This window comes from Candidatus Edwardsbacteria bacterium (assembly GCA_031082425.1).
GTDB lineage: Bacteria > Edwardsbacteria > AC1 > AC1 > EtOH8 > UBA2226.
On record JAVHLB010000017.1, the window covers coordinates 17462 to 28309 of the forward strand.

Annotated in this window: 5 protein-coding genes; all 5 read left to right on the forward strand. The window is 59.4% G+C overall.

Annotation, left to right across the window (positions count from 1 at the left end; all coding sequences use genetic code 11):
- The first annotated feature begins 55 nt into the window (after window positions 1-55).
- Window positions 56-2317: a T9SS type A sorting domain-containing protein gene (locus RDU76_11845; GenBank protein ID MDQ7799614.1), complete on the forward strand. Its 2262-nt coding sequence runs from the start codon at window positions 56-58 to the stop codon at window positions 2315-2317.
- Between the two features lie 222 nt (window positions 2318-2539).
- Window positions 2540-5272 carry a T9SS type A sorting domain-containing protein gene (locus RDU76_11850; GenBank protein ID MDQ7799615.1) on the forward strand — a complete coding sequence of 911 codons (2733 nt, stop codon included), beginning with the start codon at window positions 2540-2542 and terminating at the stop codon, window positions 5270-5272.
- Window positions 5273-5404: 132 nt separating this feature from the next.
- Window positions 5405-8602: a BTAD domain-containing putative transcriptional regulator gene (locus tag RDU76_11855; GenBank protein MDQ7799616.1), complete on the forward strand. Its 3198-nt coding sequence runs from the start codon at window positions 5405-5407 to the stop codon at window positions 8600-8602.
- A 186-nt stretch (window positions 8603-8788) separates the two neighbouring features.
- Window positions 8789-9178, forward strand: coding sequence for a hypothetical protein (locus RDU76_11860; GenBank protein ID MDQ7799617.1), 390 nt, complete (start codon window positions 8789-8791; stop codon window positions 9176-9178).
- A gap of 44 nt (window positions 9179-9222) precedes the next feature.
- Window positions 9223-10848, forward strand: a 1626-nt coding sequence (locus RDU76_11865; protein MDQ7799618.1) for a YncE family protein, incomplete at its 3' end; no start/stop codon positions are given.

Below are 10848 nucleotides of genomic sequence, written 5' to 3' on the forward strand. Positions count from 1 at the left end.
ACATATAAACTTGGCGTTGTCCAAAAATAGTATTAACGCTTCTATAAAAGAGAACATGATGAGATCAACCATATCCGCAGTCCTGGCCGTGCTGGGGGCTTTTTTATTGCCGGCCGTTCCGGCCCTGGCCCAGTGGGCGGCCGACGGCGCGGCCGTCTGCACGGCCGCCGGGAGCCAAGAGCACCCCACCATCGTTAGCGACGGCACGGGCGGGGCCATCATAACCTGGTATGATTTCCGCAACGGCAATAACGATATATACGCCCAGCGGGTGAACAGCGCCGGCGAGCCGCAGTGGGCGGCCGGCGGCGTGGCCCTCTGCACCGCCGCCGAGAGCCAATATTATCCCACCATCGTTAGCGACGGCACGGGCGGGGCCATCATAACCTGGTATGATTTCCGCAACGTCACTAATTGTGATATCTATGCCCAGCGGGTGAACAGCGCCGGCGAGCCGCAGTGGACGGCCGACGGCGTGGCCCTCTGCACCGCCGCCGATAACCAATATTATCCCACCATCGTTTCCGACGGCACGGGCGGGGCCATCATAAACTGGTGCGATTACCGCAGCGGCACTAATTACGATATCTATGCCCAGCGGGTGAACAGCGCCGGCGAGCCGCAGTGGACAGCCAACGGCGTGGCCCTCTGCACCGCCGCCGGGAGCCAATATTTTTCCACCATCGTTTCCGACGGCTGGGGTGGGGCGGTAATAACCTGGGGTGATTTCCGCAACGGCACTAATTATGATATCTACGCCCAGCGGGTGAACAGCGCCGGGGCGGCCCAGTGGACGGCCAACGGCGCGGCCCTCTGCACCGCCGCCGGGGACCAATATGATCCCACCATCGTTTCCGACGGCTGGGGCGGGGCCGTAGTAACCTGGTGCGATTACCGTAGCGGCACTAATTATGATATCTATGCCCAGCGGGTGAGCAGCGCCGGGGCGGCCCAGTGGACGGCCAACGGCGTGGCCCTCTGCACCGCCGCCGAGAGCCAAGATTCTCCCACCATCGTTTCCGACGGCTGGGGCGGGGCCATCATAACCTGGAGTGATTTCCGCAACGGCACTAATTACGATATCTACGCCCAGCGGGTGAACAGCGCCGGGGCGGCCCAGTGGACGGCCGACGGCGCGGCCCTCTGCACGGCCGCCGGGAACCAATATTATCCCACCATCGTTTCCGACGGCTGGGGCGGGGCCATCATACCCTGGAATGATTACCGCAGCGGCACTAATTACGATATCTACGCCCAGCGGGTGGACCGTTACGACGGCAGTTACTTTGGCCGCAATGCCCCGGCCATCATCGGGGCTCAGGATATCCCCAACGACCAGGGCGGCTATGTCAACCTGCAGTGGACCCCGTCCTATTTGGATATTTACCCGGACACCACCGTCAGCTTCTATTCTCTGTGGCGCAGCCTGACCGGCGACGCGGCCAAGAGCCTGATATCCAAGGGGGCTATTCAGGTGGAGGCATCGGATATCACGTTGGATTTCATTGGCCCGGCCTACCGTCTAACCGAGCTGGACAGCAAAACCTACGCCTGGGAATGGATCGCCAACATCCCCTGGCAGCATTACCTGACGGCCTATTCCTACACCATGCCCACCCTGTGCGACACCCTGACCGGAGAGATGGCCTGGCACTACTTCTTTGTTTCGGCCCAGACCGACGATCCGTTGCTGTACTGGGACTCGCATCCCGACTCGGGCTACTCGGCGGACAACCTGGCGCCGGCCAAGGTGATAAACTTGAGCGGCAGCATTGCGAAAACACAGTTCACCGTCCTCTTGAATTGGACGGCCAACACCGTGGGCGACCTGATGAATTATAAAATTTACCGCTCGACCAGCAGCAGTTTCGTACCGAACGATTCCGACCAGATAGGCACCTCGGTTGATACCGTATACGTAGATAGCGTCAGCGATGGCGTCTACTATTACAAAGTTGCGGCGGTGGACATTCATAACAACATCGGACCGGCCTCAGAAGTATGGGGCACCGGGTCATTGGGCGTAACCGGAAAACCGGACGGCGCCTTGCCGACGGTCTATGCCCTTCAGAATGCCTATCCCAACCCGTCAAGGGGGCAGACCACTTTCAAATACCAGCTGCCCAGGGAATCAAAGGTCAGCCTGACGGTTTACAACGTGGTGGGCCAGACGGTCAAACGGTTCGACATCGGCGCCCAGCCGGCCGGATACCACCAGATCAGCTGGAACGACAACCTGCTGCCCAACGGCGTCTACTTCTACCGCCTGCAGGCGGGAAGCTACAGCGCCACCAGGAAGCTGGTGCTGCTGAAGTAAATCAGAGCAAAGGGCAAAAAGAAGCTGTGCCAACAGCTCCTTTTTATATTGACAAAACATGGCGGCGGTGGTATCATCCAGCGGTCAGCAGTCATGGCTTCGATGGTCAGGTTTATCAAGATCGTACCAAATCGGCCTACTGTTCTACAAAACCATCCAGCATCAATAGTGCCGGATGGTTTTAGCGTTTCCAGGACAAACCATAAAGCAAGGGGGTTCGTCATGAAGCTTACAAGTGGGATCGCATTTCTGTGCTGCCTGGGCCTGGGAGCCCTGTTTCCTGCATCCGGTCTAAGCGCCAGCGCCAACGACGGCTTCAACCCCGATGCCAGCAGCTCTGTCTTTGCCCTGGCGGTCCAATCCGACGGCAAGATCCTGGCGGGCGGGGCCTTTACCGGGATGGGCATTTACGTCAGGAACCGGATCGCCCGGCTGAATACTGACGGCACGGTGGAGGTGGCGTTCAACCAGGGGGCGGACGGAGCGGTCAGTGCCCTGGCCGTCCAGGCCGACGGCAGGATACTGGTGGGCGGAAGCTTCACCACCTTCGGCGGGCAGGCCAGGAACCGCCTGGCCCGGCTGAACTCCGACGGCACGCTGGATGCCACCTTCAATCCGGATGCCAACGGCTCGGTCTTTGCCCTGGCCGTCCAGGCCGACGGCAGGATACTGGTGGGCGGGGTTTTCACCACCATCGGCGGTGATTCCGCAAAATACATAGCCCGGCTGAACGCGGACGGGAGCAAGGATACGACCTTCAACCCGAACACCAACGGGGCCGGCTACTGCTTCGCGGTCCAGCCCGACGGCAGGATACTGGTGGGGGGTAGTTTTACCAGCATCGCCGGGCAGTCCCGATATTGCTTCGCCCGGCTGAACGCCGACGGCACTGCAGATACGGCCTTTGACGCCAACGGCAACGGTGTGGTCCGGTCCGTCATGGTCCTGCCCGGCGGCAAGATACTGGCGGGCGGGGAATTCACAGCCCTGGGCGGGCAGGCCAGGAACCGCCTGGCCCGGCTGAACACCGACGGCACCGCTGATGCGGCCTTTAACCCGGACGCCAATGATGTAGTCTATTGTCTGGCCATCCAGGCCGACGGCAGGATGCTGGCGGGGGGCAGTTTTACCAGCATCGGCGGACTGGCCCGGAACCGGATCGCACGGCTGAACGCTGACGGCACCGCGGATGCCGGTTACAATCCCAATGCCAACAACTATGTCTGGGCCCTGGCGGTCCAGCCGGACGGCAAGATAGTGACGGGCGGAGGTTTCACCAGCGTAGCCGGGCAGGCTAGGGATTATATCGCCAGGATTAACCTGGACGGCACACTGGATGCCAACCTGGATCCCAACCCCAACAGCACCGTAAACACCCTGGCCGTCCAGTCCGACGGCAAGATCCTGGCGGGCGGCGGGTTCACCAGCATCGGCGGACTGGTCCGGAACCGGATCGCCCGGTTGAACACAGACGGGCTGGCCGATACTACCTTCAATCCAAATTCCGACGGTGTCTTATATTCTCTGGCGGTGCAGGCCGACGGACGCATACTGGCCGGCGGCTATTATTTCAACATCTGCGGCCAGCCCAGGAAAAGCCTGGCCCGTATCAATGCCAACGGGACGCTGGACGCCGGGTTCGACCCCAGCGCCGGCGGATCGGTGTACTCCGTGGCGGTCCGGCCAGACGGGAAGCTGCTGGCCGCGGGAAGTTTCGACAGCATGGGGGGGCGCCCGCTTAACTATATGGCGCTGTTGAATGCCGATGGAACACTGGACACGGCCTTTCACCCCAATCCCAACGCCCAAATTCAGTCTTTGGCGGTCCAGCCGGACGGCATGATCCTGGCGGGCGGGCTTTTTACGACCATCGGCGGTGTGAACCGCAACCGGATAGCCCGGCTTCATTCCAACGGCGCGGTCGACACTTCCTTCAATCCCAACGCTAACTCCAGTGTCAGTACCATCGCCGTCCAGCCCGACGGGAAGATATTGGCGGGGGGATTCTTCACCAGCATCGGCGGACAGGCCCGAAACAGAATCGCCCGCTTGAATGCGGACGGCACGGCCGACGCGGCCTTCGATCCCAATGCGGACAGTGTTATACTATCGCTGGCTCTCCAAACCGACGGGAAGATATTGGCCGGGGGGTGGTTTTCCAGCATCGGCGGGCAATCCCGGAACAAGATCGCCCGGCTGAATGAGGACGGCACGGCGGACACCACCTTCAATCCCGGTGCCAATGGCCATGTTGCTGCCATCATTGTATCCGCCGACGGGAAAATCCTGCTGGGCGGAGATTTCACCTCCATCGGCGGGCAGGCCCGGAACCGGATCGCCCGGCTGAGCGCCGACCAGGCCGCCCTGCAAAGCCTTTCGGTATCCGGCGACGGCTCGGCCATAAGCTGGACCAGAGGGCAATCGTCGCCGGAAGTATTCGATGCGGCTTTCGAGTACTCGACCGACCAGTCAAGCTGGACCCCGCTGGGGCCGGGAAACAGGATCTCAGGCGGCTGGGAGCTGACCGGGCTGTCCCTTCCAGCCGGGGAAATCGGCTATGTCCGGGCAGCGGGCCAGGCACCTGCGGGATACCAGAACGGTTCAGCCTCGCTGTTCGAATCGGTGAGGCAGTTCTATCTGGATTCGACGGCAACGGGCGTGACGGGAGACCCCGCGGCTCTGGACAAAATCCAGCCGGCGTTGCTGATGACAGCCTATCCCAACCCCTCCCGGGGGCAGACCATCTTCAAGTACCAGCTGCCGAAGGAGAGCAAGGTCAACCTGGTTGTTTACAACGTGGTGGGCCAGGCGATCAAACGGTTCGACCAGGGGACCAAGCCGGCCGGGTACCATCAAATCAACTTAAACGACAACCTGCTGCCCAACGGCGTCTACTTCTACCGCCTGCAGGCGGGGGATTTCAGCGCCACCAATAAACTGTTGATAGTAAGGTGATCCAAAGCTAAAACAGTAAAAAGGGACTGTGTCAACAGTCCCTTTTTCTTTTCCTTAAATATATATAAAAACAACAGTTTATTTATTGACAGCCGGTAAATATTTTTGTATAGTAAAGGCATGGCTAAAGCAGTGAACCAACCAATAGTGCTGCGTTCCAACCTGCAGCTCCCCCGACCCCGGCCCGAGACCCTCAAAAGGCATCGGCTGCTGACCTTGCTGCACAATCAGCTGGACCGCCGCCTGCTGGTGATCACCGGCGACGCCGGTTATGGAAAGACCACCCTGCTGGCCCAGCTCAGCGAAAAGGCCCGCCTGCCCGGAGTGTTCCTTTCCCTGGAACCGGAAGACAGCGACCTGGTGACATTCTATTCCGGCCTGATCTGCGGGCTGGAAAAACTGCAGCCTGGCCTGGCTGCCCGCTGCCAGGGGCTGGTTGACAGGGGTACGGACGTCGCGAAGAACCACCGGCTGGCCATGGGGACCCTGCTTAACGAGCTGGTGGAGAAGCGCAACGAAGAGATCTTCATCTTCCTGGACGACTACCATTCCCTGTCCGACGACAGCGAAGTGCACCAGGCGCTGGATTATTTCATAGACCATTCGCCGCCGGACGTTCACCTGGTGATAGCCTCCCGCAGGGAACCGCCCCTGCCCTCCCTTCCCAAATGGCGGGCCAAGCGCGACCTGGCCGAACTGAGCCGGGAGGCCCTGAAGTTCACCGAGGAAGAGATCAGATCACTGCTGGAGCAGTTCTATAAGATCAGCCTTTCGGAGACCGAGATCAGGGGTCTGGCCCAGAAGACCGAAGGCTGGATCACCGGGGTCCAGCTGATCCTGCAGGCGGCCGGCCGGGATGGGCGTTCGGTGCGGGAAATGCTGAACGCCTATCTGGAGGAGCACGGAGACCTGTTCCGCTATTTTGCCGGGGAGATCTTCAACCGGGAGAAGGAGGACTTAAGGGATTTTTTAAAACGCAGTTCGGTGCTGGACGTCATGACCCCCGAAGCCTGCCGCTGTGTGCTGAAGGTCAATAAACCCCAAGTATATCTGGAGGAGCTGGTCAACAGCAATCTATTCATCACAGTATCCGGGCCGGGGGAGTACAGATATCACAGGCTTTTCCGCGAGTTCCTTTACGACCAGCTGAGCGACCCGGCTGAGAGGAGCGGGCTTCACGTCCGGGCGGCGGAGCACCACGAAAAGAACGGAGAATCCGCCAAGGCCATCGGACAGTATCTTTCGGCGGACAAGCCCCGGGAGGCGGTGCGGCTGATAGACCGGGACCGGGAGCGCCTGGTCAACCGGGCCCAGTTCGCCCTGCTCCGTTCCTGGCTGGAGCGGCTGGCCCCGCAGACCTACGATGAGTTCCCCTGGCTGTGCGCGGTCCAGGCGGTGCTGTGCAAGGAGCAGGGGAAGCTGGAACAGGCCGAAAGCCTTTACCGGCAGGCGGAAGAAAAGCTGCGGAAGAAAGGCCCCCGGGATCCTTCCCATGGCTACGTGCTCTACGAAAAGAGCATTGTGCTGCACCGCAAGGGGGAATCCAAGGAAGCCATAGCGGTTCTTAAGCAGGCCCTTAAATGCTGTCCGCCGGAGAACAGCGACCTTAAGACCTCCATTCTGGGGTTCACCGCCCAGGTCTGGCTGGAGGGTTTGGGCGATTCCAGCAAAGCCAGGACCTGCCTTAACCAGGCCCGGAAGCTGCTGAAGGGGACAGCCAACAAGATGCAGTCGGTTTACATCGAGCAGAAGCAGTCGGTGCTGTGGGAGAGCCTGGGGGAGAAGCGCCGGGCCTTCCAGATCTACAAGGGGATCATCGAGACGATCGGGGACGATTATTCCCACCTGGTGGGTTCTTACTTCCACAACGCCGCCAAGGTGGCCCTGGATTACGGCCGGTACGGCTGGGCCGGGGAATGCCTGAACAAGGGGCAGGTGGTATGCCGGGGTTACGAGGATGTTTTTTCCGGATCCATGCTGGAGTTCGGTTTCGGATACCTGTACCTTTTCAAGGGGGAATGGGACCGGGCCCAAAAGCATCTGGAGAAGGCCCACGATACCTTCAAGGAGATGAACTGGACCCGGTCGGTCTGCATCGCCCTCCGCCAGCTGAGCCGTCTGGCCCGCTACCGGGGGGACCCGGAACGGGCCCGGCACTACCTGGAGTTGATGAAGCAGCAGCCCTTGGGGCCTTTGGACCGGATCGCGGTCTTGATGGAGCAGGCGCTGATATGCATCTATCGGGAACAGTACGGCCCGGCCCGGGAAACGCTGGACTCATGCCGGGATCAGGCCATCAAGTATTTCGGCAGGATGGGGGAGATAGTGTGCCATCTGGCCGAGGCCGGCATACAGGCCGGATCGAAAAAGCCGAAAGAGGCTGAAGGCTGGTTTTTTAAAGCGGTCACCCTGTCCAAGGACTACGGGTTTGACGGGCTGCTGGCCTGCGAACTGAGGGCCAGCCCCATCCTCTGCCGGCTGGCTCAAAAATGCACGGCAGAGAAAGCCTATCTGCTGACCATACCCTCCTTCATGGCCGCAGAGGTCAAAGGTCAGGTTAAAGAGGGATCCGGTCTGCGGGCGGAACTGCTGGGGCCGCCTAGGATCTTCGGGGGAGAAAAGGAGATCACCAACGGCTTAAGGCGCCAGGCCCAACAGCTGTTGTGTCTTTTGGCATATCACGGGGAGCGGGGCCTGAGCCGGGAGGAGATACTGGAGGCCATGTGGCCCAGGGTCAAGCCCAAACAGGGGGTGGATAATTTTCACCTGGTGCTGTTCGAGGTGCGGCAGGGCCTGCAGAAAAGCATCGGGAGGTCTTATGGCAAGGCAATAGTAAAAGAGGGGGGAAGATACCGGATTGGCCCCGGCCTGCCGGTGAGCAACGATGTCCGGGCCTTTGAGGAACTTTTGGCCGGGTCGCGGGAGGCGGAAAGAGCCGGGGACGCGGCGGCCGCCAAAAAGCTTCTGGGCGAAGCGCTGTCCCTCAAACGGGGGGAGTTCTGCCAGGGTTGGACGGAGGATTGGGTCCAGGGGATATCCCGCCGGCTGGAGGAACTGCACCAAAAGGCGCTGTTGAAGCTGGGGGCCCTGCACCTCCGGGACGGAGAGCCGGAGAACAGCCGGGAATATTATGAACTGGCCGTCGGGCGCGACGAATTGTGCGAGGAGGCCTGCCGGGGGTTGATCAGGATCCACGGGAATAAAGGCGACCGTAACCAAGCCAAGGCCCTGTTCACCAAACTGGAAAAAGCCCTGCGCCGGGAACTGAAATCGGAGCCTGCTCCTGAGACCGTGGAACTTTACCGGACGGTGATGGTTTCCGGGAAATAGGACCCTGTAACCTAAAAAAAGTATCTTAAAAAGAGCCCAAAAAAGGGCTCTTTTTTTTTCTAAGAAAACTAAGAAAAAACTAAGAACCGGTGTTATATACTGAACCCCGGTTCAAGGGAATAAAGTGAAGGGAACAGGGAACGGGTTTATCGTTCCCGAATAGACAGCAACCTGGAGAACTTAAAAATGCCGGATTATCTGCCGCGCCCCGACAGCGTGTTTGACCGATGGGTGGCCGATTTCATAGAATACAGCACCAAGCACCGCTCGGAGCTGGGCCTGACCGACGGCGAAGCCGCCGAGCTGCAGAAAGCCCGTAATTCCTGGAACCAGGCCTTTGCCCGGCACAAGCTGGCCCAGGAAGCGGCCCGGCTGGCCACCGAGGACAAGGAGAACAAACGGGCGGCAGTGGAGCAGGTCATCCGCAAGTACGTCAGGGTGATCCAGGCCCGGCCGGCCACCACCAACAAACAGCGGCGGGGGCTGGGCATCAGTCTGAAGCCGGAAGAGGCGGAAGAATCTGCGGTATCCGGTGCCGCGGTGTCAATAAGCGAGGTAAGCCTGGCCGGATACTAAAAAACTGGTTAAATCAACCAACCAAATTAAATAAGGAGGTTACCATGAAGTCTTGGAGTAAACTGTTTTTGCTGGCTCTGGCAGTGGTGCTTTCAACCGTTCCGGTCCTGGCCGACGTACCGCCTATTCCGATGGGTGACTGGCAGACCGCCACGATAGGACTTGGAAACAACATTCAGAGCGTGGCCGTAGATCCGGTCAAAAACCGCATCTTTACTGCCAACAACCTAAGCGGAACCGTCACCGTGGTCAATGGCAAAACCAACGAGGTCCAGACCTGGACCGCCGGCAGCGAGCCAAGGTGTCTGGCAGTTAATCCCATTACCGGCAAACTGTATGTGTCCATCAACGGCTCGGCCACCAATGATACGGTGGTGGTGTTCGATACCCTGGGCGTTATAGTGAACCGTCTGGCGGTGAAAAGCAACCCATACTCCATGGTGATAGACGCCGGCAACAACCTGCTGTATGTGGCCAATTACGGCAGCGACACCGTCAGTATTTTTGAAGGCGATGTTCTGCTTCGCGAGGTGGCCGTTAAGGACCGTCCCCGGGTGATGGTCTTCAATCCGGTGATGGACTTCGTTTATGTGGCTTACGAAAATTCGGATTCAGTCACGGTGCTGACCCTGGCCGGAACTTCCAACGCCAACATCCGCAGCGGACTCAGGGCATATGACGTTACGGTCTGCGCTTCGGTAAACATGGCTTATGTGGCCAACGCCGACGAGGACAGCGTGGCGGTGATAGACTGCAATAACAATTTAATATCCAAGAAGATCAAAGTGGGGGACTATCCGTCGGCCATAATATGCGACCCGGCGGCCAAACAGGTCTACGTGGCCAACATGTTCGATAACACGGTGACAGCCATCAACTGTGAGACCAACACCAGCGATAGCAACGTGCTGGTGCAAAGCTTTCCCTATCACATGGCCGTGAACCCGATCACCCGCAAGCTTTACGTGGGCAGTGATTACGGGAGCCATGTCATGATGATCCTGGACTGGCGGGGAACGGTAGCCCGCGACTCCCTGGTCTTCGGTTACAATACCGGAAAGATGGCGATCAATCCGGTCACCAATAAAATATATGTGCCGCTCAATTGCGGAACCAGCGACAGCCTGGCGGTGGTGGACGGCTCCGACTTCGACACTACCATGACCGTGGCCAAGGCCGGCACCCAGTTCACGGCCGTCAACCCCATCACCGGAGACGCCTTTTTCAGCAACAGCAATGCCGACAACGTGACCGTGGTCAAAGCCAACGGCGACACCCTGACAATCGCAGTGGGCGACGATCCCCGGATGATAGCGGTCAATCCCCTGACCAACAAAGTGTTCGTGGCCAACACCGGAAGCAAGTCGGTGTCGGTGATCAATGGCACCACCTATGCTGTGGAATTGACCGTTCCGGTGGACACCCTGCCGACCATTGTGGCGGTCAATCCGTTGACCAACTTCATCTACGTCAACAGTTTCTTTGCCTCCGCCAACCGGATCAAGGTGATAGACGGCAAGGATTGGGATACCACCTCGGTACCGGTCGGCACCAAGCCCTTCTCCATCGCGGTCAACCCGGTCACCAACCGCATCTACGTTGGCAACGATGTCAGCAACACGGTGACAGTGATCGACGGTGCGCACCACACGGTGTTAACGTCCATCCCT

What these genes read in the sequence shown, in the direction of transcription:
- RDU76_11845 (MDQ7799614.1), top strand. Translation starts at nt 56, where the DNA reads ATGATGAGATCAACCATATCCGCAGTCCTGGCCGTGCTGGGGGCTTTT.
- RDU76_11850 (MDQ7799615.1), top strand. Translation starts at nt 2,540, where the DNA reads ATGAAGCTTACAAGTGGGATCGCATTTCTGTGCTGCCTGGGCCTGGGA.
- RDU76_11860 (MDQ7799617.1), top strand. Translation starts at nt 8,789, where the DNA reads ATGCCGGATTATCTGCCGCGCCCCGACAGCGTGTTTGACCGATGGGTG.